The sequence below is a fragment of the Ruegeria sp. BA12 genome (genome assembly GCF_056539625.1).
Map to the genome: position 1 here is coordinate 558,237 of NZ_JBQFVF010000001.1, position 25,482 is coordinate 583,718.

Here is a 25,482-nt window from a genome sequence, read left to right on the forward strand (position 1 = left end):
AGAACACCCTTGCGCCATTGGTGCAAGGGCTTATGCTGCGGTGAAACCAAAAGGTGCTGCAGTGCAGAATAATCCGCATACCACTCTGATAACGACCGAAGCGCCCGTGGCCGCCAATACACACGGCGGGCGAGCGAAATGTCTGCAACGTCTAGTCCGTTTGGACCTTCCGGTGCCGCGAACGGTGGCGCTGTCCTTTGACGCGGTACATCGGATTGCCGAAGGGCAGGTACCGGATATCGCCGCAGTTCTGGAGCAGTTTGAACAGACGGCGTTGCTGTGCGTCCGGCCTAGTTCGGAAGACCCCGATTGGGGTGGCCCCGGTGCGATCTTGAACATCGGTATGAACGACGCGCGCTATGTGGACCTGTCGGATTCGATGGGCGCCGAGGCCGCCGCCGCGCTGTACCTGCGCTTTGTTCAAAGCTACGCAATTCATGTGGCCCGTTTGGACGCGGATGTTTTCGACGATATCAGCGCGGATGGCAGCGAAGGGCTGAGCCAATCTTTGCGCGCCTATGAGGATGAAACGGACGAGGCATTCCCCCAAGACCGGGGCGAGCAACTGATTGCCGTCCTTCGATCGATGGCGCGGGCGTGGGATGGAACCTCGGCCCGGTTGCTGCGACAGGCCAAGGGGGCGCCGGCGGATGCCGGGTTGGGCTTGGTCATTCAGGAAATGATCCCCGGCGTAGGGCAGGGTGAGTGCGGCTCGGGTGTGTTGCAACTGATTGATCCTGCAACTGGGTTGCCGCAAATCACCGGTCGTTATCTCAGTCAAAGCCAAGGCCGCGATGCGCTGGGTGCGGATGTGGCAGCGCTGTATCTGGAAAAGGACCCGCGCGGGAAATCACTGGAAGAGGTTGCACCCAAGGCATTTGCCGAACTCAAGGCCCACGCAGCCTTGATGCGCGCCAAGCTGCGCGAGGAAATGCAGGTCGAGTTCGTGATCGAGAATGGTCATGTGCATATTCTGGACGGTGTACGTGTACAGCGCAGCGCTCGGGCGGCGATGCGGATTGCCGTTCGCCTGGCCGAAGACGGCATCATACCGCCGCAAGAGGCGGTGATGCGGGTCGATCCGCATTCCCTGAATGAGATGCTGCACCGTCAGGTCCACCCCGAGGCAGAACGGGATGTACTGACCACCGGTATTGCCGCCAGCCCTGGGGCTGCAACGGGCAAGATCGTGTTCACCGCCGCCGAGGCGCAGGCCAGCGCCGCGCGCGGCGAGCCGTGTATTTTGATACGCCGTGAAACCTCGCCCGAAGATGTGCGCGGGATGCATGCGGCGGTTGCCGTACTGACCGAAAAGGGCGGTATGACCAGCCACGCCGCTGTGATCGGCCGCGGGTTGGGTTTGCCCTGCATCGTCGGCGCGTCCGAGATGCGGTTTCAGACCAAGAAACGACTGCTGTCTGCCCCCGATGGGCGGGTGTTCAAGACGGGCGACGTTTTAACGATCGACGGGTCCTCGGGGCAGGTTCTGGCCGGACAGCCCGCGATGCTTGAGGCGGCTTTGGACGATTGTTTTCAAACGCTTATGGGCTGGGCGGATGATGAACGCGACATCGCCATCCGCGCCAACGCGGATACACCGGCCGACGCACAGACTGCACGGAACTTTTTGGCTCAGGGGATCGGCCTGTGTCGGACCGAGCATATGTTCTTTGATCCCGGTCGCCTGATCGTGATGCGCGAGATGATTTTTGCGCAAACTTCATCGGGTCGCGCGGCGGTTTTGGAGCGTCTGCTGCCCATGCAGCGCGAGGATTTCGTTCAGCTGTTCCGTATCATGGAAGGTCAGCCCGTCTGTATCCGCCTGTTCGACCCGCCTTTGCACGAATTTTTGCCGACCACACGCAGTGGACAGCGCGAGCTGGCCGAGGCGCTGGATTTGCCTGTGTCGGATGTCGAACGGCGTGTTGCGGCGATGACTGAATATAACCCGATGCTGGGTCTTCGCGGCGTGCGTCTGGGTGTGACTGTGCCCGAAATCTACGACATGCAGGCCCGCGCCATTTTTGAGGCGACGCTTGAGGCCAGCAAGGACGGCGCGCCTGTCGTTCCCGAGGTGATGATCCCGTTGGTTTCGGCCAAGCGCGAAGTTGAGCTGGTCAAATCCCGCATCGATACGGTCGCGGCCTCGGTTGCAACCGAACAAGGGCAAGAGTTCGAATACCGCCTGGGTGTCATGGTAGAAACGCCTCGGGCTTGTCTGCGAGCGGATGAAATTGCACCTCAGACCGCGTTCTTGAGTTTTGGTACCAACGACCTGACACAAATGACCTATGGCCTGTCCCGCGACGATGCCGGCCGGTTCATGTCTGACTATGTTCGTCAGGGCGTTTTTGTCGAGGACCCGTTCCATGTGCTTGACCCCGACGGGGTCGGAGAATTGCTGAAACTCGGCGCGGAACGTGGACGTCAGGCCCAGCCGGATGTTACCCTTTCTGTATGCGGTGAGCATGGCGGCAACCCCGAATCAATCGCCATCTGCCGCGATCTGGGGTTTGACTATGTGTCATGCTCTCCGTTCCGGGTGCCTGTCGCTCGGCTGGCTTCCGCTCAGCTGGCGATTTCGTCCAGACTTGGGGGTTGACACAGGCTGATTGCCCTAGGATTAGTGGTTTTCAAGCAACCTTGTGGCAGAATTAATTTTCGCCACGGGCGATTTTCCACTTGCGTTTTCTTCTGATCTGGACGTCTGCGCCGGACTGCGCTAAATGCCTCGTCGCGCCCGCCGGGGGAGGGTACGGCGCGATATGTGCCTGTGCGAGGTTATCTGATGCTACGATACATACTGGCTGCTGCCACGTTGGCGGCAACCATGCTGCCAAGTGTGTCTTTCGCTGAAAAGAAAGCCACCGATACTGCCGAACGCGAACTTGTCACCCGGACCGAAGTGCCCGGGCAGAATTTTCGCGACTATCTGACTCTGTTCAAGCCCCGAAAAGAGCTTGAGCCCCAAAAAATGTCGTACTCGAAGGATTGGCTGGACCAACAGCCCAAGGCAACCGGGGACGAAAATTTTAAGTGTCTAGCTGAGGCGCTGTACTTTGAAGCACGTGGTGAAAGCGTGCGCGGACAGTTTGCCGTGGCCGAGGTTATCCTGAATCGCGTGGACAGTGGCCGGTTCCCGGACTCGCTGTGCGGCGTGATCAAGCAGGGAACCGGTAAGAAATACCAGTGCCAGTTCACTTACACCTGTGATGGCCAAAAGGAAGTGATCCGCGAAAAGAAGGCGTATGAGCGCGTAGCTAAAGTTGCGCGTGCGGCCATCGACGGTGTCACCAAAGAACTGACCGAAGGTGCCACACACTATCACACCACGGCGGTTCGTCCGTCCTGGTCGCGCGTGTATAAAGAAACCGCGCGGATCGGAGTTCATATTTTCTACAGGCATAATTATCGAACAGCGAGCAACTGATTGACGCACCCGCGCTGGAACCTTACTGGCGCGGGGCGTTTTATAACCTATGTTGCGGGCCAGGAGGCCCGCAATGACGTTTACACGCAGACAATTTCTGCAATCAGCAGCCGCACTGGCGGTACTGCCACACTCGGCCCGCGCATCAAGCTCTGATCTGATCGCACAGACCGCGATGCAGCAGATCGCCCCGAATGGTTTTCCCCAAACGCCTGTTTGGTCCTATGGCGGTGGTGTACCTGGTGCCGAAATCCGTTTGCTTCAGGGCGCGCGGGTTCAGCGCAGGTTGGTGAACGAGCTGCCTCAGCCAACAACGGTGCACTGGCATGGCATCCGGATCGACAACGCGATGGACGGTGTGCCGGGCCTGACGCAAGATGTGATCGCACCGGGCGAGGGGTTCGATTATGACTTTGTCGTCCCGGACGCGGGAACCTATTGGTATCACGCGCATAACCGCTCGGTCGAGCAGGTGGCGCGCGGCTTATACGGCCCGCTGATCGTTGAAGAGGCTACAAGGCCAGATGTCGACCAAGACCTGACACTGATGCTGGACGATTGGCGACTGGACCCAGACACCGGACATATCGTTGAGGATTTCGACAACGGTCATGATCAAAGCCATGCCGGGCGGTTGGGGAACTTGATCTCGGTCAACGGCCAGTTTGATCCTGTTTTTCCCGCGCGCCGCCACGAGCGTTTGCGCCTGCGGCTGATCAATGCCTCTAACGCGCGAATCTACGATCTGGCTCTGGATGGGGTGGCAGGATGGATCGTTGCGCTGGACGGAATGCCGCTTGAAAGCCCGTTAGAGGTTGAGGACGGTTTTCCACTCGCCCCGGCTCAGCGCGCGGACTTGATTGTGGACGTAACAGCGGAATCTGACACCGTCGCCGGGCTGATCAGTCGCGAGCGGGACGGGGGCTTTGGTCTGGTGCGGTTCCCGGTTTCCGGTACTTCGGCAACGACTGCCCGGTCAGGCGTTGTACCCTTGCCCGCGAATCCATTGGCACAGGTGGTGTTGGACGGCGCCCCGGTTCATCGGATGACGTTGCAGGGTGGTGCGATGCGGTGGCTGGAATCCGCGCAGCTTGGCGACACGCAGCTTTCTGGCCGCGAATTGGCGCAACTGGGCCGCTTCTGGGCTTTGAACGGGTATGCTGAACGCCCGTTGGACCCTTTTCTGGATGCGCAGCGCGGTAGTACCCACCGGATCGAGTTCGTCAACGAAACCGCTTTTCCGCATGCTATGCACCTACATGGGCACCATTTTCGGCTAATCCTGCCCGACGGCAGCCTTGGCCCATGGCGCGATACGGTGCTGGTGGAGCGCGGACAAACCCGTGAAATTGTCCTAGTGGCCGACAATCCGGGCGACTGGTTGCTGCATTGCCATATGCTGGGGCACGCCGCATCCGGGATGATGAGCTGGCTTCGCGTAACCTGACGCCGCAATCAACGACTAGAATGGCGTTTGTTGCGATGCTATATGCGCGCGCATCCTATAAATTTGGTAGACTAGTTTACCAAACCCGAAAAGGTTCGCCGAATGAGCTCTGAAATCCGCCTTGCCTTTGCGCACCCGTCTGAACGGTCAGAAGCGACCGCGACGCGCGGCCCGCTGGATCGCATCTCACTCAGGGATCATACCGTTGAAGTTGAGATCGGTGCCTTTCAGGCCGAACGTGGCACCACACAGCGTATCTGCTTCAACATTGTTGTAGAGGTTCGGCCGCTGACCGATCCGATTGACGATGATGTTGATCGCATTCTGTCATACGACCGAGTGACCGAGGCGATTGCCCATGAGCTGGCCGCTGAACGTCTGAACCTGCTTGAGACGTTGGCGGATCGCGTGGCAGAGCGCATTTTGCTTGAACCTCAGGCTGTAAGAGCTTTTGTTCGCATCGAAAAACTTGACCGTGGACCGGGCGCGCTGGGTGTCGAAATCGTGCGCGGCAAGGACACGCTCCATCACGATGTGGTCGAAGAAGAACGCCCCCATCCGCGGTTGGTATTCCTGTCGAACGAGGCCATTTCATCCGCCAACCTGACGGGATGGATTGATCAGTTGGAGAACCGTCAGCGCCCGCTGATCCTGTGTGTTGGCGCATCGGAACTGACGCTGCCACAGACTGGTCACGCGATGACCCAACGCCGGATTGATCTGCTGGCTATCGAGCAAAACGCCTGGGTTCTGGCCGCACGGGATCATCGCTGTGTGGTGGTGTCGACGCGGACGGAATTGGATTGGGCAATGAAGAATGGGCAGATTTGTGTCTGGGCCCCATCAAAGATTGTGCTGGATGCGGTTGATGGCCCTTCGGCGGCGCCTTCGGACGCTGTTGCCCTGGCGGCCTGGTTTGCGGCCACTTTTGAAGCCAGCGAAATGATGGTGATCGGCGGTGCCTTGCCGAACGCTCCAAAGACGCCTCTGCGCGCTATTCCAGTGGATCAGGCGCAACTGTGACTGCGTATTTTCGACCGCTGGTACAGCACGGGTCTGTACGCCCGGACGGGGCGGTTTCTCTTGCCGGGCAGGAATTGTGGTTCACCCATGCAGAACGGATGTCCCGCACGGATGCGCCGACGATTGTCACGGCGCGGGATATTCCAGCCGATGCACTGAACCGTCTGACGCGCCCACGCGCAGAGATTGCTGGTGTGGCGATGGATCGCCCGCAGATCATGGGAATTCTCAACGCCACGCCCGACAGCTTCTCGGACGGCGGGGTGCACAACTCGGTTGAAACGGCAGTGTCCGCTGCTAAGCGGATGGTGGAGCATGGTGCCAGCATTCTGGATATCGGCGGTGAATCGACCCGACCGGGGGCTACCTATGTTCCCGAGGATGAGGAAATCGCCCGGACGCAACCCCTGATAGAAGCCATTCGCGCCAAGACGAATGCTCTGATTTCCATCGATACCCGCAAGGCCAGCGTGGCGCGGGCTGCGTGGACGACGGGTGCGGGGCTGATCAATGACGTATCGGGCTTTACCTTTGATCCGCAGCTCGCGCCGTTCTGCGCCGAGGTTAACGCGCCTGTCTGTGTGATGCATATGCTGGGCGATCCAACTGTGATGCAGGACGATCCGCAATATGATGACGTGTCGCTGGACGTCTATGATTTCCTTGAAGGTCAGGTTGAAAAGCTGGAGCAGATTGGGCTGGGCCGCGATCAGATCTTGGTCGATCCGGGTATCGGGTTCGGTAAAACCCAGGCGCATAATTTGACACTGTTGAAAAATCTTAGCCTTTTCCATGGCTTGGGATGCCCGGTTCTGCTGGGCGTCTCGCGCAAGGGCTTTATCGGGCAAATCGGGCAAGAGCCGCGCAAGGATGCCCGCGCGCCGGGATCAATCGCTGTAGCACTGGCCGGATTGTCGCAAGGCATGCAGATCGTGCGTGTTCATGACGTGGCTCAAACCGCTCAGGCCTTGCGTCTGTGGGCCGCCGTCCGGTAATCCCGTCCTAGACGAGTAACTACGGAGTTAGACAATGCGCAAGCTGTTCGGAACCGATGGGGTGCGGGGCACCGCCAATACTCATCCGATTACGGCCGAAATGGCCCTGCGCATTGGGGCTGCCGTGGGGCGGTATTTCCGTCGCGATCGATCCGGTGCGCACCGGGTGGTGATCGGCAAGGATACGCGCTTGTCCGGGTATATGCTGGAAAACGCGCTGACTGCTGGGTTGACCTCGACAGGGATGAACGTGCTGCTGTTGGGTCCTGTACCGACACCGGCGGTAGGGTTGATGACCCGCTCGATGCGCGCGGATCTGGGGGTGATGATTTCGGCCAGTCACAACCCGGCTGAGGATAACGGTATCAAGTTCTTTGGCCCCGACGGGTACAAGCTGTCCGATCAGGCTGAGCTGGAGATTGAACGTCTGATCGAAGAGGGTGTCAAACCGGCGCAAGCACAGAACATTGGCCGTGCCCGGCGGGTGGATGATGCGCGGTTCCGATATGGTGAGCGGGTAAAATCCTCGCTGTCCCGCGATCTGCGTCTGGACGGGCTGAAAGTAGTGGTCGATTGCGCCAACGGCGCGGCCCACCGCACGGCGCCCGAGGTTTTGTGGGAGCTTGGCGCAGATGTCATTCCGGTCGGAATCGCGCCAAACGGTAAGAATATCAACCTGAATTGCGGCTCGACCAAACCTCAGCTAGCGGCCGAGACGGTTGTCGCGCACGGCGCGGATGTGGGTATCTGTCTGGACGGTGACGCCGACCGCGTGGTGATGGTTGACGAAAACGGGCAGGTGGCTGACGGAGATCAGCTAATGGCGTTGCTGGCGACCTGTTGGGCCAAGGCGGATCGTCTTGAAGGCGGCGCGCTGGTTGCGACGGTCATGTCGAATCTTGGGTTGGAACGGCACCTTGCCGCGCAAGGGCTGCGTCTGGAACGAACAGCCGTTGGTGACCGCTATGTCGTCGAAAGGATGCGCGAAGGCGGGTTCAACTTGGGCGGTGAGCAGTCAGGCCACATCGTCATGAGCGATTATGCCACCACCGGTGACGGTCTGATGGCCGGTCTGCATTTCCTGGCCGAGATGGTGCATTCAGGTCGCAAGGCGTCCGAGCTGTCGGTGCAATTCGAAACCGTTCCACAACTGCTTAAAAACGTGCGTTACGGCGAGGGGCAAACCCCTCTGGAAACCAGTGCCGTGAAAGCGGCCATTGCGGATGCCGAGGCGCGCCTGAACGGGCAAGGCCGGCTGCTGATCCGCAAGTCGGGGACGGAACCCCTGATCCGCGTGATGGCAGAATGCGAGGATGATGCCCTGTTGACACAAGTCGTCGACGGTATCGTGGCCGAGGTCGAGGCGGTCGCCGGTTAACGCCCGATCAGCATCTTGCGCAGGCTAAACCATTGGCTGATGGCCAGCCCGGTCAGAATCATGGTCAGCGCGATGTAAAAGCGCAGGGGCAGGGCCTCGGACAAGATCCAGGCACCGAAAACCATCGACCAGATTGGCACCTGATAATTGACCAGCGTCAGAAAGACGGACCCGGCGCTGCGAATGATCGACACGCGCAGCAAGGTGGCAAAGGCGGTCGGCACCAACCCCAGCGCTACGATGGCTAGACCGGGGCGCGTTCCTTCCCAACGTGGAAGGCCGTCGGTCACCAGCATGATGGGTAACAAAAGAACGGCGCCCACCACCAAGGACAGCGCCGCCAGCACCACAGGATCAATCGGTGGGCAACGCCGTGTGAAGATAGACGCGCAGGAGTAACACAAAGCCGCGCCGATGCAGGCCAGCTGCGCCAACGGCTCAGCCCCTTGCCCGATCTGCGCCAAACCCGGCCCGATCAACACCAATGCACCGCAAAATCCCAGTGAGACTCCAAGGAACCTGCGGGCATTCAGCGGCTCGTCTGAAAAGAAATGGGCCAATGGCAGAACCATCAGCGGAATTGCCGCCATCGACAGCCCGGCGAAGGCCGAGGCCACATATTGCTGCCCCCAGCTGAGCAACATGAAGGGCAGGGCGGTAGACAGCAGACCGATAATGGCGATGAACCCCCACAAGTTCAGATCGCCCGTCGGCAGCTTGCGACCGGTCAACGCCATCATCCCAAGTAATGTCACGGCACCCAGCGTCGTGCGCGCCGTAGCGACTGTCACTGGCCCGTATCCCTCAAGCGCCATTGCGACGACCATGAACGTGCCGCCCCATATGAGGCCTAAAGCGATCACGCCGCTCCAATCGCGGGATGTGGGTTGATCAACCATGTTGCGCCTTGGGGTCAAAAGCGGTTGTGACGAAAAAGGGCGGCCGATTGGCCGCCCCTTCGATTAGAACATTCAGGATCAGTTCTTTTCCTGATCTACCAGCTTGCCAGCAGAAATCCACGGCATCATGTCGCGCAGTTTCTTACCAACCTGCTCGATCTGATGCTCGTCATTGTGGCGGCGTGCCGCTTTGATGGTCGGCTGACCAACCGCGTTTTCCAGCATGAAGTCACGCACAAACTTACCGGTTTGGATGTCCGACAGGGTCTCTTTCATCGCCTTCTTGGTCTGCTCATAGGGCAGAATGCGCGGGCCGGTGACGTACTGGCCGTATTCGGCAGTGTTCGAGATCGAGTAATCCATATTGGCGATGCCGCCTTCATAGATCAGGTCAACGATCAGCTTGGTCTCGTGCAGACATTCGAAATAGGCCATTTCAGGCGCATAGCCTGCCTCGACCAGAGTCTCAAAACCGCAGCGGATCAGCTCAACGATACCGCCGCACAGAACGGCCTGCTCGCCGAACAGGTCGGTTTCGCACTCTTCGCGGAAGTTGGTCTCAATGATGCCCGAACGGCCGCCACCGATGGCCGAGCAATAGGACAGGCCGATTTCCAGCGCCTTGCCGGTTGCGTCGCTATCCACGGCCACCAGGCAGGGTACGCCGCCGCCTTTGACGTATTCGCCACGCACGGTGTGGCCGGGGCCTTTGGGGGCCATCATGATGACGTCGACACCTTCTTTCGGCTCGATCAGGCCAAAGTGGACGTTCAGGCCGTGGGCAAAGGCAATGGCCGAGCCCGGCTTGATGTTGTCATGCACGTATTTCTTGTAGGTTTCGGCCTGCAGTTCGTCGGGCATGGTGAACATGATGACGTCACACCAGGCCGCCGCTTCGGCGATGCCCATGACGGTCAGGCCTTCGGCTTCTGCTTTCTTGGCGGATGCCGACCCTTCGCGCAGAGCGACAACCAGGTTCTTGGCGCCCGAGTCGCGCAGGTTCAGCGCATGAGCGTGACCTTGCGAGCCATAGCCCAGGATCGCTACTTTTTTGTCTTTGATCAGGTTGATGTCGCAATCGCGATCGTAATAGACGCGCATGTTTTAGGTCCTTTCATATGCGGTTGCTGCGGTTCTAATAGGGTCCAAAGCTATTGGCGAGCGCTTTACAATCGACTATTGAAGCGAAATGCGAAAATTTATGCGCGATATCTGACTTAACCGGAAAAATCATGCTGGATGATATGGACAGGCGCATTCTGCGTCACTTACAGGCCGAACCGACCCTGACCATGGCCGAATTGGCCGAGCGTTGCGGGATCAGTCAGGGAGTGTGCTGGCGCCGGGTTGAAAAGATGCAGGCCTCGGGTGTCATTCTGGGGCAAGAGGTTGTTATTGATTGGCCGGCGATGGGATATGCGGTCGAGGTTTCACTGCGCGTGACGCTGGATAAAACCCAGCCGCGCGCCTTTGACGAATTCACTGTTGCCGCGCGGAGTGTTTCGGAAGTTATTGAAATTCAGACGTTTTTGGGGCGTGTGGACGTGAGGCTGTCGGTGATTGCACGCGACATGACGCACTATCAGCAAATCTATCGCGATCGCATTCTGACCCTGCCGCACATAGCCGATATCGAAGCGCTGATGCATATCGCGCGGGTCAAGCGGAACGAGGTGTTGCCGGTATGATCGAACTGGACGAAACCGACCGGACCATCCTGCGTGCGCTGGTACAGGATGCCACGCAAAGCGCTGGGGCGTTGGGGCGAAAGCTGGGGTTGTCCCAACCGGCAACCTGGCGGCGCATCCGTCGGCTGGAATCAGCAGGGGTCATCAAGGGCCGTCGCCTGCGTCTGAATGCCGAGGCGTTGGGGTTCGGCGTGACCGTGTTTCTGGGCGTCAAACTGGCGCGCAAGGGACAGGTCAGCCTTGAAGACTTTGAGCGCGCCGTCAGCGCCATCCCCGAGGTGCAGATGGTCGAACATGTGTTGGGTCTTTACGACTATCGCCTGAGGGTAGTTGCACGTGATCTGTCCGATTTCGAACGGGTGCTGCGACGGCGGATCATGACCTTACCCGGCGCGGGTGAGGTCGAGGCAAACGTATTGCTGAGCGAAGAGCGCTTGCCCGGCCCAATCGGCTAAGCCGGGTCAATATTTGGTACGGATGCAATAGCCGGGGTGATGCGTCATCCGGGCAAAGGTCATCGGAACACCATCTTTCCAAGTAGTGCGTTCCAATTGAATCATCGAAGTTCCGGCAGTGGTGCCCATGAATTCTGCCAGCCTCCCGTCGGCGGAAATTGCGCAGAATGCAACCTCAGCCTCGGTAAAGGGGGCAACGTTCAGCAGCCACTCGTGGGGGCCCCGCGTGTTGAGATCCGCATGCTCAACGTCAGGTACTGTGTCGATGTTGATCCAGCGCTCCTCTAGCTGAAAGGGGCGGTTGTCCGCATAGTGCATGCAGATCACATGCAGCACCCGCGCGTCGGGCGAAACGCTGAGTTGCGAGGCCAGCCAACCGGGGCTGGATACGACATTCCGTTCAACAAGTGCATAGCGATAGATTGAGTTTTGATTCTCAACCGATTGACGGGCCAGAGAAAACTCCAGCTTGGCGTGTTTGCTGGGCTCCTTTTTTACCCGCGTGCCGCTTTTGCGTTTGCGCTCTACGAACCCTTGCTCGGCGAGCTCGCGCAGGGCGCGGTTTACCGTTGCACGCGCGCAATTGAATTCTTCAGCAAGCTGCGTTTCTGTCGGCAGCAGAGATCCTTGTGGCCAAATCCGGCTTTCAATTCGCCGCTTAACTTCGTCGCGTACGACCTGAAAACTGATCCGCTTTTGAGCAGTCACGAGAAGCAATACCTTTCTTGTAAAAAGTGTATGTATCTGTTCAGAAACACCTCTGGGTGTAAAGGGGTGGTGACCCTATTTGGCGTCAACGAGTTGTTCAATTAGAGCTTTTCGTGGTTAATTTTTTGTTAGGATTTTGACTTCCGTTGCGTCAATTATCAGCACGAGACTGGGGCTGTACCATTCTCGAAAAAGGCCTCAAAATTCTGAAGGACAGTTTGAAAGGACATATCATGCCCGCGCTTTTGGAAAGTATCGACCCGAACGGGCTCGAAGAGTTTTCGGTTGTTTTTACGGATCGGTCGCTGAACCACATGTCAGCCCGGTTTCAGACTGTCATGCGCGATGTTTCGTCCATCTTGTGTGATGTTTACAACGCCGATGGCGTTGCGGTGATCCCTGGTGGCGGTACTTATGGGATGGAAGCTGTGGCGCGCCAATTCGCGCGTAACGCCAACGTTCTGGTCGTGCGCAACGGGTGGTTTTCTTATCGTTGGAGCCAGATAATCGAATCTGCGGATTTGACGGCATCGGCGACCGTACTCAAGGCGCGGCAAACCGGCAACTCCAGCCCATCCCCATTTGCGCCGGCACCGATTGAAGAGGTGGTGTCAACAATTCGCGAGCAACGCCCCGATGTCGTATTTGCACCGCATGTGGAAACATCCGCAGGCCTCATATTGCCGAGTGATTACGTGACTGCCATGGCGGAGGCCGCGCATGAGGTTGGCGCATTGATGGTGCTGGATTGCATCGCTTCGGGCTGTGCCTGGATTGATATGAAGGCCACCGGCGTGGATGTTCTGATATCGGCCCCTCAGAAAGGGTGGAGCGCCTCGCCTTGCGCCGGTCTGGTCATGCTGTCCGAACGAGCCGAAGCGCGGCTGGAGGAGACAACGTCTGACAGTTTCGCTGTGGATTTGAAGAAATGGCGGCAGATTATGCAGGCGTATGAGAATGGTGGGCACGCGTATCACGCGACCATGCCAACCGACGCGCTGCAGGCGTTCCGGGACACCATGGTCGAGACCCGTGATTACGGTTTTGAAAAGTTGCGGGACGCTCAGTGGGCCTTGGGCAACGGGGTGCGGGCGATGCTGAAAGACAAAGGCCTGATCTCGGTCGCGGCAGACGGGTTCGGCGCGCCGGGGGTTGTGGTCACCTACACGTCGGATCCCGAAGTTCAGAATGGCAAGAAATTCGCCGCTTTGGGTATGCAGATCGCGGCAGGTGTTCCGCTGCAATGTGATGAGCCCGAAGGGTTCAGCACGTTCCGGTTGGGTCTGTTCGGGTTGGACAAGCTTTATGACGTTGATGGCACAATCGCGCGGCTCAAGCGTGTACTGGATCAGGTTCTTTGATTGCGGAGCCTCAGCGTACGCCGAGGCCCATCTGCATCAATGTCTTTCGTACGGGCGGTAGGGAATAGAGAGCGCTCAACCCCATCGCCCGTGCATCCCGCAGTGGACGCGCCTCGATCATCGAGGCGCGGTTCAGCAGGTCGATACCTTTGACACGCATCTCGATTTCGGTGTGGCGGGCCTTGTGATAAGCGTCCAACATCTGAGCATCGCCCAGACCCTCGGGTCGTGCTTGTGCCAGATCCAGCAAGGTACGCAGATCACCCAGTGACATGTTCAATCCCTGCGCGCCGATGGGGGGCACCACATGGGCTGCCTCGGCCATTAGGGCGACCCTTTCGCCCGCCAGCCGTTCTGCCGACTGGCTGATGATCGGCCAGATCGTCCGGCGCGAGGCCAGTTTCAGCGGCCCGAACAACCCGCAAGAGCGTTCGGTCATCAGCGTCTCGAACGCCTCTGCTTCAGTGTTCAGCAATTCAACCGCCCGTGGGCCGCGCTCCATCCACACAATCGCCGATGAGGGCTGCCCTTGCCAGTCGGGCAGGGGGACCAGAGTGAACGGCCCGCCGGAACGGTGAATCTCGGTAGAGACATTGTCGTGCGGAATCGGATGTGTGACCGCAAAGGCCAGTGCTTTTTGGCCATACCGGGTGGTGTGGACGTTGATTCCCGCGGCCTCGCGCATCGGGGAATTGCGCCCGTCTGCGGCGATCACCAGCTTGCAGCGTATACGGCTGCCATCGCTCAGCCCCACACGGGCTTCGGCGGTGCGCGTAAACAGGCTGACGGTACCGGTGCCGGGGCGGAAATCGACATTGGGAAGTTCGGCCAGGCGGGTCACCATCTCGCGCCGCAGCAACCAGTTGGGCAGGTTCCAACCAAAGGGTTGGTCCGAAATATCGGCAGCGTTGAAATCGCGCACTACGCGGGGTTCGGGAACGTCGCCTCCTGCATCCACGATTCGCATGATCTGAAGGGGTGCCGCGTATTCGTCCAGCCGTTGCCACAGCCCACATTGCGCCAACAACCCATGCGCAGGTTGCAAAAAGGCGGTGGTCCGCAGGTCGGATCCGTCCACATCTCGTTCGGTAATCGGTGGCGCGGGGTCGACGCAAACCACGTCGAACCCGGCAGTTCCAAAGACCGCCGCAGCGGTCAGTCCGGCGATTCCTCCGCCAGAAATCAGGATATCACAGCTGTCAGTCATGGCCTTGGTCTCCGAGTCTTGGGCAGAACCTAGTTCGGTTCCAAGGCCGGTGCCAAGTGACATCCTGTCCCGTGTGTCAGCCGCGCGAGATCAGGATGAGCAGGATGAACATCATCGGCACCATCATGACGGCCGGGATGTATAGCCCTGGCAGACCGAAGAGCAGCGCCGAACATCCCCACATGCTGAAAATGGCGGCTGCCGTGTAATACCAATCCTCGGCCGTTCCATTGGCGGCATCGCGGGCCAGCCAGCCGAAAACGGGGATTGCAAACAACAGGCGCTGCCAAATAGGCAGGCGCCGAGGCATCTCGATCGCGCTCATGGGGTCTCCGATTCTGTTCGTCGCTGAGGCGCATATAGGATCGATTTTGCACCTGCAGAATGTGCAGATCGTCGCAGTGTGACAGCCTATCGCAGGCGGGCCAGAAAGGCGGTCAAATCGTTTGTGTGATGGTGGATATGGTCCGCCTCGTGCGGCTCGGGCGCGACGTGGACGGTGCGCATTCCCATTGCATGCGGGGCGGCCAGATTGCGCGGATCATCCTCGAACATGGCGGCCTGCGCAGCATCGATTCCGTCTTTCGCAAAGATCGCCTCAAACGCTGCCTGTTCGGGCTTGGGGCGATAACCGGCGTGTTCGACCCCGTAGATCGCATCGAACAGACCGTTGAGGCCGCGCGCCTCAAGTACTCGTTCCGCATAGGGCGCGCTGCCGTTGGTATACACGATCCGACGACCGGGCAGGGATTGGATGTGATCGGCCAGTTCGGCATCGGGGTCCATGTGGCTCATGTCGACCTGATGGACGGCGTGCAGATAGGGATCGGGGTCCAGATCATGTTCGGCCATCAGCCCAGCCAGCGTCGTTCCATATTGCCGCCAGTAATGTGAGCGCAGCCGATCCGCTTCGGCCCGGTCAACGCCGATAACCTGTACCACGTAATCCGTCATCAACACCTCGATCTGATCGAACAGGCGCATATGCGGCGGGTAGAGCGTGTTGTCGAGGTCGAACACCCATTGGGTGACGTGAGCAAAAGCAGGTTTGACCATGGGGTTTGTTTAGGCCGCAAAGGCACGGTTTTCAATGCTGCTCTTGATCCACAGGCCAAGTGACGGATAGACATATCCGAACGAGGAGACAAACCATCATATGCCCCAGTCCAGACAGCCGTCCAAAGACGCCTATAGCCTAATTCTCGAAGCGATCGACGTAGGCGTTTACAAGCCTGGCGACCGTCTGGTCGAAAGCGAGCTTGCCGAACGGTTCGGTGTATCGCGCACACCTATTCGCGAAGCTCTGCAGCGACTTGAAACGCAATCCCTCTTGGAGCGGGACGGGCGGTCACTGATCGTGGCCTCGCTGAACCACAATCAGATGGCCGAGTTGTACGTCGTACGACGCGAGTTGGAAGGGTTAGCGGCCAAGCTGGCCGCAAAGCACGCCACCGAAGAAGAAATCAAAGTGCTGCAGGAAATGGTGACCGAGGATGACGCGCTAGTCGACGACCCTCAGGCTTTATCTCGGGCGAACCGCCGGTTTCACGAGCAGATACATCTGGCCTCGCACAACCGCTATCTAGTGCAGCAGCTGGATCTTGTGCATCGCACCATGGCGCTGATGGCCACGACGTCGCTGGCGGTGCAAGGGCGCGGTGAGATTGCGCAGAGCGAACATAAGGGAATTGTCGAAGCCATCGCTGCGCGCGACGAAGAGGCCGCGGCACGCGCGCTCAAGGATCACATTTCTGTGGCATTCATGACGCGGCTGAAACAGGACGCGGTTCTGCGCGAGAACTGATCACGCGGGCGGCAGGCTTTCTTCACTGGCCTGCCCATGTTGCGTTTTGTCCCAGAAGAACGGGTTCAGCACCAATTCCCATAAGGCTTTATAGGCCGCCAGAACACCCAATGAGAAATACAGCGGCATGGTCGGCACCCATGGCAATAGAAACCGTCTTTCACGCGCTGAAACGGCGATGGTGCCAACTGCAATATTGGTGATCTCGGCGCTTAGAAAAAGGCCGATCAGTGCTGCCAGAACGGCGTCAGAGAGAATAGGGTCTAATGGGCTGGCCAAGCCAAAGCTTGACAGCCAGAACAGCCACAGAACCGGTGCCATCAGGAATTGCCCGACAGTTCCCAGGAAAAAGGCCTGCACACCTAAAAACCGAAATAGCCCCAGATCTTGAAGCAGCCGCGTGGGGGCCCGCATGTGAACCAGGTAGGTCACCATGAACCCTTTTAGCCACCGTGATCTTTGTCGTACCCAGGGCCAGGCGCGGAAATTGGCCTCTTCATAGGTGGCGGTGTCCACCATTTCGGTGCGATAGCCCGCGCGCGAAAGGCGCACACCAAGATCGGCGTCCTCGGTGACGTTGTGGGCGTCCCAGCCGCCCAACTCCAACAGCTTGTCGCGGCGGAAAAAGAACGTGGTTCCGCCCAAGGGCACAACAAGCCCAAGCCGCGCGACGCCTTGAAGGACGACCCGAAACCAGCTGTTGTATTCAATGGTAAAACAGCGGGACCGCCAATTGGTGCGAGGGTTGTAGTAGTCCAATACGCCCTGCAAGCAGACAACATCTTCGTCCGCCTGTGCGAAATGGCGGACGACACGTTCGATCTGATCAGGTTGCGGCGCGTCCTCGGCATCCCAGACACCCAGAATATCGCCGCGGCAGAAATCCAGCGCATAGTTCATGGCGCGGGGTTTGGTGGTCAGACCGTTCAGCTCGGGCACTTCGACGGTTCTGATCCAACTGGGCAGAGCAACCTGGGCAAGAGTGGCGCGTGTTACCTCGTCGGTTTCCTCAAGCACCAGAATAATGTCCAGTAGCGCCTTGGGGTAAGTAAGCCGTTGCAACCGATGAATGAGCGCATCGGCGATTTCACGTTCCTTATAAAGCGGCACCATGATCGACACACAAGGCAACGCTTGTGGCGGGGCTGCTGGGTTTGCCTTGGGCCGGTGTTTTACCGAATGCCAGACAAAGGCCAGCAGCCCGGCAAGACGCAGGCACAAAAACAAGACCAGGCTGATCACGGCGGCGGCGACCAGAACGGTCAGCCCTGTCTTGGGGAAAGCAGCAAACAGCCCCGTAAGCCCTGTTAGGGCAAGGGCGGGTCCTATACGAGATTTCGGGGTCCATGATCGGCAGCTTTGATCCAGCTCCACGCGCGTTTCGGCCGATTGGGCAAGCGAAGAGGCGTAAATGCGCGCGATGGTGTTGTCGATCTGATCGGCACCGGCGAGTACCGGCATGACGGTGTAACCGGCATCCTCAAACCCGCTGCGCACGGCGGGGAACAGATCGGGTCGCGCAGTTGCCACAAGCAGGATTGGACCCAGGCGGCGCCAGGGAATGACGTTATGTTTCAGCCAGAATTCAACTGGTTTAAATTGACACAGTTCCAGGGGCGGGGGCGAACTGTTGATATCGGCAATCTGTAGACCGGTTTGTTCGGACAGCGCGCAGAGAATATCCTGACGGGTGACCCAATCTTCGGCCACCAGAATTTCGCCCAGCGGTGCCTGTTGCCAGGATTGCAGAAACAACGCCTCGTCCAGTTGTGACCGGGTGATCAGACCTCGATCAATCAGACACGCCCCCAATGGCTTACGGTCTTGCGCAGGGATCGGTGCGGCACGCGCGAAATGCTGCAGGTTTAATTCGACCATAATGAAACAACCCTGACGCGGTTACCAGACGTCAGGGTTGCGCAATTTCGGTTAACACCAGGTTAACTATGATCGAACTGGCTATTATGCCTGTGCTTTCTGGGCTGCCATTGCCTCAGCAAAGCGTTCAAACAGATAATAACTGTCCTGTGGGCCGGGCGAGGCCTCGGGGTGGTGCTGTACCGAATAAACCGGACGGTCGGTCATGCGGATACCGCAGTTTGACCCGTCAAACAGCGAGCGGTGCGTTTCCACCACGCCGTCGGGCAAGGATTGTGCATCAACCGCAAAGCCATGGTTCATCGAGGTGATCTCGACCTTGCCAGTGTCCATATCCTTGACCGGGTGGTTGGCGCCGTGGTGGCCGTGGTTCATCTTGACGGTCTGACCGCCAAGCGCCAGCGCCAGCATTTGGTGGCCAAGGCAGATGCCAAAGACCGGCAGTTCGGTGGTGTCCAGAACCTCTTTGATCATCGGCACGGCGTATTCGCCCGTTGCGGCCGGGTCGCCGGGGCCGTTGGAGAGGAACACTCCGTCAGGATTGTGGGCCAGTACCTCGGCCGCTGTCGCGGTGGCGGGCAATACGGTTACATCGCATCCAGCCGACGCCAGGCAACGCAAGATGTTGCGCTTGGCACCGTAATCGATGGCGACAACCTTGTGCACGGGGGCTTCCTGACGGGTGTATCCGTCGGGCCAGGCCCAACGCATCTCATCCCAGCGATAGCTTTGGGCGCAGGTGACCTCTTTGGCCAAATCCATGCCTTCAAGCCCAGCAAAACCCCGCGCAGCGGCAATCAGCGCAGCGATGTCGAAATTGCCCTCGGGGTCATGGGCCAGCGCCACATGCGGCGCGCCTTGCTGCCGGATGGCGCGCGTCAGACGGCGGGTGTCCACACCGCCGATAGCGATGCGGCCACGGCTGGCCAGCCAGGTCTTCAACTCTTCAGTTGCGCGCCAGTTGGACGCATCGGTCGGGTCCCATTTTACCACCATCCCGGCAGCAACCGGATCGCCGGTTTCGTCATCCTCGGGGTTTACACCGACATTGCCGATATGGGGGAAAGTAAAGGTCACGATCTGACCGGCATAAGAGGGATCGGTCATGATCTCCTGATATCCGGTCATGGCAGTGTTAAAGCACAACTCGGCCACGGTTTGGCCGGTGGCACCGAAGCCCATCCCGTAGAACAATGTTCCGTCGGCCAAAGCCAGACATGCGGTGGGCTTGGACGGGGCGTTCTGGGCCATGGGGCGACTCTCCTGCTGGGTAAATCGGCGCATACCTAAGGGGGTTGTGGCGCTGGGTCAAGTCTGTTCAAAATTTGGGCTATTGTGAAAAATCAATTACTTAGCGATATTCACCCCCTGTTGTATCACGCTTTTTGTTTCGATATGGTCAGGGTTCCTTTTCCATGGGGATGGACAGAACATATGGATATGCGATCACGGGTGAACTCAGCCCTGAAGCAAGCAATGAAAGACAAGAATGCCGAGCGTCTGTCGACGCTGCGCTTGATCAATGCCGCAATCAAGGACCGCGATATTGCCTCGCGGGCTGCAGAAAACGAAGAGGCCAAGGGCTGCGGCGATACCGAGGTCCTTGAAATTCTTGGTAAAATGACCAAACAGCGCAAGGAAAGCGCGCGCGCCTATGAAGAAGGCGGACGGCTGGACTTGGCCGAGCGCGAGTTGCGTGAGGTTGAAGTCATCGAGGAGTTTCTGCCCAAGCAATTGGACGATGACGAGGTTTCCAAGGCCATTCAAACGGCAATCACTGCGACAGGTGCGGGTTCGATCCGCGACATGGGCAAAGTGATGGGAGAACTTAAGACCCGGTACACCGGCCAGATGGATTTTGGCAAAGTCGGGCCGATGGTCAAAGATCAGCTTTGCGCGGCAACAGGCGGCGGTTGCTGATCCTTCTTTCAGTCTGAAACGGCTTTTACTGCGCGACCGGTTCGCGCAGTTTTTGTATCAGGTCGTCGTATAGCGCGATGCGTTCTTCCTCGGACAGAAATGACCCTATTTCAACTTCGCGCCCATCTCCGGTCAGCGTCACGTAATTCGGGACAGGTCCACCGCGTTTATGCATTTCGGGGCGGGCCCAATAGCGGTTGCAGGTCCATTCTTGCTGACCGCTGCGCGGGTCATGGTGGACGAGGTGCGCCCGCGTGCCAGTCAGTGTCAGAATCTCGAACACGCTGCGCGCGCGATAGTTGGTCTGGATCGCCAGCCACAGTCCCAGAACGGTTACTAGCAGGAAAGGCAAAAGCCCCCAAAGGATGATCGACCCAAGCACTGCCAACAGCGGGATCAGTCCAAACAGAAACACGGACAGAATCACGATCATCGCCCCGCGTGGAGGCAGTGAATTATGCGGCCAGAGGCGCAATTCCTGTTCAGTTTCAGACGTTTTTGTCCATCGGTAGGGCATGGCTGATATGTAGCGCAATGCTGTGGCGTTTCGAAGGGAAATGATTACGCAACGTGGCCAACACGCACCCAGGATAGCGCGTCGTCCAGTCGGTCATCTCCCCAGAAAACCTCGCCGCGGACGACAAGGCTGGGGGCGCCGAAAACACCCAGCTTGGCGGCCCGTTCGGTTTCCGCTTCAAGTGCGGCCACGGTATCAGGGCTGCGAGCGCGGGACAGTACCAGGCGCGGGTCCTGCTGGCATCTGTGCAGCGCTTCTGAGATCGCGGTTTCGCTGCCGGCTTCGATATTTTCTTCGAACCAAATGCGATACAGGGCCAACGTGAAATTCTTACCCCAGCCATCGCCCATACCCAGCAAGGCAACCTGATTGGCAAGCGCCAGGTCCGAGATCGGGTAGGGTACAGGCAGCTTGGCGTGGATGTGATATTTTGCGGCCCGACGTTCGATATCGCGCCACATATATGCGGACTTCACCGGTTTACCTGCAAAGGGAATATTCTTCTGATCCGCCATGACCGTGCGTACGTTGAAGGGCCGCCAAGTTACGGCAACGTCATGTTCGTCGCACCAATCATCCAGCCGCATGATCGTCAGGAAGCTGTAGGTGCTGCCAATGGAATACCAAAAATCAATTTCGGGCATGTAATCACTCCGATCTCAGAGTTCCTTCACCTATCATACCCTAAAATGGTCGGATTTTCGAATTTTGCCTGAAACACGCGGTTCACCAGCGTGGTGGCACGTTGTTCAAAACAGGGCTTTTTCGACAGGTTGCGCGGGTTGGGGCGCAACACCGCAGCCGGTCATCTGACGCATATCAATCTCGATTGTTCGGCACAGCGCCGAGATTGGCACGTCGGTGACATCCCCTTCGAACGGATCCTCCATCGAGGCACTGACGCGCTCGGTCACAAAGAAGATCCAGCAAACCAGCGCGCCGACAGGGGCAAAGGTCATCCAGTCGAACAGCACTGTTCTTATCATCGAGGCATCGGTGCCCACCATGATGGAACGTTCGTCGTTGAAGGCCAGAGGCAACAGGAAAATGAATATCCAGCTGAACAGGCGGCCGACCTCGGCAACCTGACGCGGGAATGGAGTGTTTTTGATCCGCTCGCACTGGCCTTGCGCCGTCGTAAACCGGGATAAGCGATCCATCAGCGCCACGTGCCAGAAGGGGTCGATCTTTCCCTGTTGCGCCATATCTGACAAACGACGGGCCTGCAGGTTGATAAGACAGGCCGCGCGGTTGGTCTTGTCCTCTAACAGCGGCAAATCCGCCTCAAGTTGACTACTCCGCCAGCTTTCGGGATTTTGATGCAGGTCTTCGTGGCCTGATACGGGCTTGTGGCCGAACATCCATGGCCTGCGTTTGCGACCGGTAATTGCAGGTTGGCGCAGCTGATAGGCCAGCATGTTTATCCAGGCGATGTGCCGCTCGATCAGTTCATCGCGCAGGTCTTCTTCAATCACTGAGCCATTTGGTTGAACCAAGGTACTGATCGTATTGCCCCAGTCCCGGCTTGTATTGGCGATATCACCCCAAACCCCGCGGGCTTCGGTCCAGCGGCCATAGGTGGAAGTGTTCTTGAAGCCCAGAAAAAACGCCACTGCCAAACCCAACATCGCTACTGGTGGGCTGGGATTCGAAATCAGGTCAATCGGCGTCAGTTCATCGATCACCTGAACCAGTAAAATCCAGGCCAGAACGATACCGATAAAACCGACCGAACCTTTGAGCAGTTTTCTAATCGAAATGCCATCATGAAGTATCATGGTTTGCGTGTCTTCCGCCGGGGCGCCCTGAATTCCTGTTTTTGAATACTATTCCCATGGTGCTGGATGTGTCTATGCACGTGCCGGACAGGGTGCAGAGACCGGACACAAAAAAAAGCCCCGCTCAAGGCGGGGCTTTAATGGGTTTATCGGACTGCGGGATCAGTGCGCGTGGCCTTTGTCCCAGTCTTCCTGCTTTGGCAGCTGCTCGAACGTATGCTCAGGCGGCGGCGAGGGCAGGGTCCATTCCAGCGTGTCCGCGTATTCGTTCCAAGGGTTCGGACGGGTCTCTTTCGCGCCACGCAGCAGGGCATAGATCACGATGCCGAAGAACAGCAGGAACGAAGCGAAGGAAATAAACGCACCAATCGACGATACAAAGTTCCACTGGGCGAAAGCCTCAGGATAGTCGATGTAGCGGCGGGGCATGCCCTGACGGCCCAGGAAGTGCTGCGGGAAGAAGGTCAGGTTGGCGCCGATGAAGAACAGCCAGAAGTGAACCTTGCCCCAGAACTCTGAGTACTGACGACCAGTCATCTTTGAGAAGTAGAAGTAGACACCGGCAAAGATTGCAAAAACAGCACCCAGCGACATCACATAGTGGAAGTGCGCAACGACATAGTAGGTGTCATGATAGGCGCGGTCGATACCTGCCTGCGACAGTACAACGCCGGTCACACCACCAACGGTGAACAGGAACAGGAAGCCGAAGGCAAACAGCATCGGCGTCTTGAACTCGATGGAACCGCCCCACATTGTGGCAATCCACGAGAAGACCTTGACGCCTGTCGGCACCGCGATGACCATTGTGGCCAACATGAAGTACGCCTGCTGACGCAGCGACATGCCAACGGTGTACATGTGGTGCGCCCATACGACGAAGCCCAGAACGCCAATTGCGATAATCGCCCAGACCATTGGCAGGTAACCGAAGATCGGCTTGCGTGCGAAGGTCGCAATCACGTGGCTGATGATGCCGAAGCCGGGCAGGATCACGATGTACACTTCCGGGTGGCCAAAGAACCACAGGATGTGCTGATACAGGATCGGGTCACCGCCACCTGCCGGGTCAAAGAAGGTGAAGCCAAAGTTGCGGTCCATCAGCAACATGGTGATCGCGCCGGCCAGAACCGGCAGCGACAGAAGAATCAGCCACGAAGTGACGAAGATCGACCAACTGAATAGCGGCACCTTAAACAGCGTCATGCCAGGGGCACGCATGTTCAGGAAGGTGGTGATCATGTTGATCGCGCCGAGGATCGAGGAGGCGCCCGATACGTGTACGGCGAAGATCGCAAGGTCCATGGACATGCCGCCCTCGGTCGTGGACAGCGGCGGGTATAGAACCCATCCGACACCCGAACCAAGCTGGTCGTTCCCACCGGGGCTCAGCAACGAAGCCACGCCCAGCGAGGTACCGGCGACGTACAGCCAGAAGGACAGGTTGTTCATCCGCGGGAACGCCATATCCGGCGCGCCGATCTGCAACGGCATGAAATAGTTGCCAAATCCGCCGAAAAGAGCCGGGATGACAACGAAGAACATCATCAGAACACCATGGTAGGTGATCATCACGTTCCACAGGTGTCCGTTCGGGGTACACGGGTCGGCCATGAAGCCTTCCAGGCACATGAACTGCACACCGGGGTGCATCAGCTCGAGCCGCATGTAAACGGTCATCAGAACCGAGATCAGACCGGCTAGTGCCGAGACGATCAGGTACAGAATCCCGATGTCCTTGTGGTTGGTCGACATGAACCAGCGGGTAAAGAATCCGCGATTATCTTCATGCTCGTGACCATGAATGGCTGCGTCTGCCATTTAGGTGCCTCCTGTTGCAACTGCACCGCGCAGCCAGACCTCTCTGGCGCGCGGGATTCCTGCTGGTTTTAGAGGGCGAAGGGGGCACCTTCAATGGCCGAGTTTGATCTGGATCAAGAATAATTGTCGCGGGTGGGAGGAAATCCCGCGAATTCTTGGTCTCAGTCAGGCCCTATCTGGCGATGGCTGTCAAAATTTCAAGGGTCCGCTTCTGCCCATTCGTGCGGCGTGGCAGAGTTCCGCCTTGACCCCCGGTTGTGTGGGTCGCAGTACTATCCCCAATTCCCGAAACCGGAGACAAGATATGGCCGCTTACGATCCCGACAACATCTTTGCCAAGATCCTGCGCGGGGAAATTCCCGCGACCCGCGTGTACGAGGATGACGAAACGCTGGCTTTTATGGATATCATGCCGCGGTCCGACGGGCATCTGTTGGTGATCCCCAAAACACCCTGCCGGAACCTGCTGGACGCATCACCTGCGCAACTGGCTGCCGTGACGGCAACCGTGCAGAAGCTGGCGAACGCTGTGGTCAAGGCGTTTGACGCAGACGGGGTCACCGTTCAGCAATTTAACGAGGCCGCAGGCGGACAAGAGGTGTTTCACCTGCATGTCCACATCCTGCCGCGTCAGGAAGGTGTTGCCATGCGGCCTCCGGGCAAGATGGGTGACTTCGACCTGATCGCCCAGCATGCGGACAAGATCAAAGCAGCGCTGGTTTGATCACCCCTTGCCGTCGTGCGGCCCAAGGCACGCGCTGTGGTCGCCGAACGTGTGGAGCACGGCGCAAACATGGTCGTGCCCACCGTCACAAGCCGAGGCGATACGGGTCAGTTCCGCCTCAAGCCTGACCAATTGGGCGATACGCTCGCGTACATCCGCCAATTGACGTTCGGCGATTTCATGTGCCCGGTTCAAATCATCGCCATGCGCGCCTTCCAAGGATAACAGTGCCTCAATATCGCTCAAAGGCAGGCCAAGGTCTCGCCCGTGGCGAATGAACTGCAACCGATTTAATACGGCAGTGTCATACCGGCGCTGATTTCCAGCCGTTCTTTCCGGCTTTGGCAGCAACCCTTTGTCTTCGTAAAACCGGATTGTGGGCACTTTGACGCCGGTTCGCCGGGAAAGCTCTCCGATCGAGTACATTTTTCGGCTTTCCTCTCTTGAAC

25 protein-coding genes are annotated in these 25,482 nt (G+C 58.4%); 12 read left to right on the forward strand and 13 right to left on the reverse strand.

The annotated features are described in order from the left end of the window. The first annotated feature begins 40 nt into the window (after window positions 1–40). From ACR0B0_RS02805 to glmM, 6 genes are all read left to right on the forward strand, one after another. The gene (locus ACR0B0_RS02805; RefSeq protein ID WP_170393580.1) at window positions 41–2,602 is read left to right on the forward strand and encodes a putative PEP-binding protein; all 2,562 of its coding nucleotides are present in this window, start codon (window positions 41–43) and stop codon (window positions 2,600–2,602) included. 186 nt (window positions 2,603–2,788) lie between these two features. Beyond that, the gene (locus ACR0B0_RS02810; protein WP_170357870.1) at window positions 2,789–3,430 is read left to right on the forward strand and encodes a cell wall hydrolase; all 642 of its coding nucleotides are present in this window, start codon (window positions 2,789–2,791) and stop codon (window positions 3,428–3,430) included. A gap of 73 nt (window positions 3,431–3,503) precedes the next feature. Further along, entirely contained in the window at window positions 3,504–4,877 is a 1,374-nt protein-coding gene (locus ACR0B0_RS02815) for a multicopper oxidase family protein (protein WP_480646324.1), read from the forward strand. Between the two features lie 102 nt (window positions 4,878–4,979). After that, window positions 4,980–5,900: a dihydroneopterin aldolase gene (locus ACR0B0_RS02820; RefSeq protein WP_170357874.1), complete on the forward strand. Its 921-nt coding sequence runs from the start codon at window positions 4,980–4,982 to the stop codon at window positions 5,898–5,900. Beyond that, window positions 5,897–6,895 (forward strand): dihydropteroate synthase, encoded by a 999-nt coding sequence (gene folP, locus ACR0B0_RS02825; RefSeq protein WP_480646326.1) that lies wholly within the window; start codon window positions 5,897–5,899, stop codon window positions 6,893–6,895. The genes ACR0B0_RS02820 and folP overlap by 4 nt, the downstream gene beginning before the upstream one ends. A gap of 34 nt (window positions 6,896–6,929) precedes the next feature. Next, the gene (gene glmM, locus ACR0B0_RS02830) at window positions 6,930–8,273 is read left to right on the forward strand and encodes a phosphoglucosamine mutase (protein ID WP_170348337.1); all 1,344 of its coding nucleotides are present in this window, start codon (window positions 6,930–6,932) and stop codon (window positions 8,271–8,273) included. On the opposite strand, the gene ACR0B0_RS02835 is transcribed toward glmM, so the two are convergent. Then, the gene (locus ACR0B0_RS02835) at window positions 8,270–9,172 is read right to left on the reverse strand and encodes a DMT family transporter (protein ID WP_480646328.1); all 903 of its coding nucleotides are present in this window, start codon (window positions 9,170–9,172) and stop codon (window positions 8,270–8,272) included. The two genes, glmM and ACR0B0_RS02835, sit on opposite strands and share 4 nt — an antisense overlap. Window positions 9,173–9,250: 78 nt before the next feature. Continuing rightward, on the reverse strand, window positions 9,251–10,273 hold the full coding sequence (ilvC, locus tag ACR0B0_RS02840; RefSeq protein WP_170357880.1) for a ketol-acid reductoisomerase: 1,023 nt from the start codon (window positions 10,271–10,273) through the stop codon (window positions 9,251–9,253). Window positions 10,274–10,404: 131 nt separating this feature from the next. Here ilvC and ACR0B0_RS02845 point away from each other — a divergent pair, with 131 nt between their 5' ends. Then, entirely contained in the window at window positions 10,405–10,860 is a 456-nt protein-coding gene (locus tag ACR0B0_RS02845; RefSeq protein ID WP_170348339.1) for an Lrp/AsnC family transcriptional regulator, read from the forward strand. After that, on the forward strand, window positions 10,857–11,315 hold the full coding sequence (locus tag ACR0B0_RS02850; protein ID WP_170409403.1) for an Lrp/AsnC family transcriptional regulator: 459 nt from the start codon (window positions 10,857–10,859) through the stop codon (window positions 11,313–11,315). Before ACR0B0_RS02845 ends, ACR0B0_RS02850 begins: the two co-directional genes overlap by 4 nt. 6 nt (window positions 11,316–11,321) lie before the next feature. Here ACR0B0_RS02850 and ACR0B0_RS02855 read toward each other — a convergent pair whose 3' ends face one another. Further along, a complete protein-coding gene (locus ACR0B0_RS02855) occupies window positions 11,322–12,023 on the reverse strand; it encodes a GntR family transcriptional regulator (protein ID WP_170357886.1) in 702 nt (233 codons plus the stop codon). Window positions 12,024–12,256: 233 nt separating this feature from the next. On the opposite strand from ACR0B0_RS02855, the gene ACR0B0_RS02860 reads away from it, so the two are divergent. After that, a complete protein-coding gene (locus ACR0B0_RS02860) occupies window positions 12,257–13,384 on the forward strand; it encodes an aminotransferase class V-fold PLP-dependent enzyme (protein WP_425080833.1) in 1,128 nt (375 codons plus the stop codon). 10 nt (window positions 13,385–13,394) lie between these two features. On the opposite strand, the gene ACR0B0_RS02865 is transcribed toward ACR0B0_RS02860, so the two are convergent. From ACR0B0_RS02865 to ACR0B0_RS02875, 3 genes are all read right to left on the reverse strand, one after another. Continuing rightward, complete coding sequence (locus ACR0B0_RS02865) at window positions 13,395–14,591, reverse strand: UbiH/UbiF family hydroxylase (protein WP_480646331.1); 1,197 nt, start codon at window positions 14,589–14,591, stop codon at window positions 13,395–13,397. A gap of 76 nt (window positions 14,592–14,667) precedes the next feature. Further along, the gene (locus ACR0B0_RS02870) at window positions 14,668–14,916 is read right to left on the reverse strand and encodes a hypothetical protein (RefSeq protein ID WP_170348344.1); all 249 of its coding nucleotides are present in this window, start codon (window positions 14,914–14,916) and stop codon (window positions 14,668–14,670) included. 86 nt (window positions 14,917–15,002) lie between these two features. Beyond that, window positions 15,003–15,647 (reverse strand): pyrimidine 5'-nucleotidase, encoded by a 645-nt coding sequence (locus ACR0B0_RS02875; protein WP_480646333.1) that lies wholly within the window; start codon window positions 15,645–15,647, stop codon window positions 15,003–15,005. 100 nt (window positions 15,648–15,747) lie between these two features. On the opposite strand from ACR0B0_RS02875, the gene ACR0B0_RS02880 reads away from it, so the two are divergent. Next, a complete protein-coding gene (locus ACR0B0_RS02880) occupies window positions 15,748–16,395 on the forward strand; it encodes a GntR family transcriptional regulator (RefSeq protein WP_170348346.1) in 648 nt (215 codons plus the stop codon). Here ACR0B0_RS02880 and ACR0B0_RS02885 read toward each other — a convergent pair whose 3' ends face one another. Together ACR0B0_RS02885 and carA are read right to left on the reverse strand one after the other, a co-directional pair. After that, on the reverse strand, window positions 16,396–18,273 hold the full coding sequence (locus ACR0B0_RS02885; RefSeq protein ID WP_480646336.1) for a glycosyltransferase: 1,878 nt from the start codon (window positions 18,271–18,273) through the stop codon (window positions 16,396–16,398). 84 nt (window positions 18,274–18,357) lie between these two features. Beyond that, a complete protein-coding gene (gene carA / locus ACR0B0_RS02890; RefSeq protein WP_170348348.1) occupies window positions 18,358–19,524 on the reverse strand; it encodes a glutamine-hydrolyzing carbamoyl-phosphate synthase small subunit in 1,167 nt (388 codons plus the stop codon). Window positions 19,525–19,707: 183 nt separating this feature from the next. On the opposite strand from carA, the gene ACR0B0_RS02895 reads away from it, so the two are divergent. Then, entirely contained in the window at window positions 19,708–20,193 is a 486-nt protein-coding gene (locus ACR0B0_RS02895) for a GatB/YqeY domain-containing protein (RefSeq protein ID WP_170348349.1), read from the forward strand. Between the two features lie 25 nt (window positions 20,194–20,218). Here ACR0B0_RS02895 and ACR0B0_RS02900 read toward each other — a convergent pair whose 3' ends face one another. The 4 genes from ACR0B0_RS02900 to ctaD all read right to left on the reverse strand — a co-directional run bounded on the left by ACR0B0_RS02900 (window position 20,219) and on the right by ctaD (window position 24,309). Then, window positions 20,219–20,710, reverse strand: a complete 492-nt coding sequence (locus ACR0B0_RS02900; RefSeq protein WP_170348350.1) for a DUF2244 domain-containing protein — start codon at window positions 20,708–20,710, stop codon at window positions 20,219–20,221. A 44-nt stretch (window positions 20,711–20,754) separates the two neighbouring features. Continuing rightward, window positions 20,755–21,354, reverse strand: coding sequence for a 2-hydroxychromene-2-carboxylate isomerase (locus tag ACR0B0_RS02905; RefSeq protein ID WP_170348351.1), 600 nt, complete (start codon window positions 21,352–21,354; stop codon window positions 20,755–20,757). A gap of 105 nt (window positions 21,355–21,459) precedes the next feature. Continuing rightward, window positions 21,460–22,488, reverse strand: a complete 1,029-nt coding sequence (locus tag ACR0B0_RS02910; protein ID WP_170374823.1) for a bestrophin family protein — start codon at window positions 22,486–22,488, stop codon at window positions 21,460–21,462. A gap of 162 nt (window positions 22,489–22,650) precedes the next feature. Further along, the gene (gene ctaD / locus ACR0B0_RS02915; protein ID WP_170348353.1) at window positions 22,651–24,309 is read right to left on the reverse strand and encodes a cytochrome c oxidase subunit I; all 1,659 of its coding nucleotides are present in this window, start codon (window positions 24,307–24,309) and stop codon (window positions 22,651–22,653) included. A 304-nt stretch (window positions 24,310–24,613) separates the two neighbouring features. Between ctaD and ACR0B0_RS02920 the strand changes: the two genes are divergently transcribed. Further along, window positions 24,614–25,033 carry an HIT family protein gene (locus tag ACR0B0_RS02920; RefSeq protein ID WP_170348354.1) on the forward strand — a complete coding sequence of 140 codons (420 nt, stop codon included), beginning with the start codon at window positions 24,614–24,616 and terminating at the stop codon, window positions 25,031–25,033. Here ACR0B0_RS02920 and ACR0B0_RS02925 read toward each other — a convergent pair whose 3' ends face one another. Continuing rightward, window positions 25,034–25,459 (reverse strand): MerR family transcriptional regulator, encoded by a 426-nt coding sequence (locus tag ACR0B0_RS02925; RefSeq protein ID WP_170348355.1) that lies wholly within the window; start codon window positions 25,457–25,459, stop codon window positions 25,034–25,036. Between the last annotated feature and the right edge of the window lie 23 nt (window positions 25,460–25,482).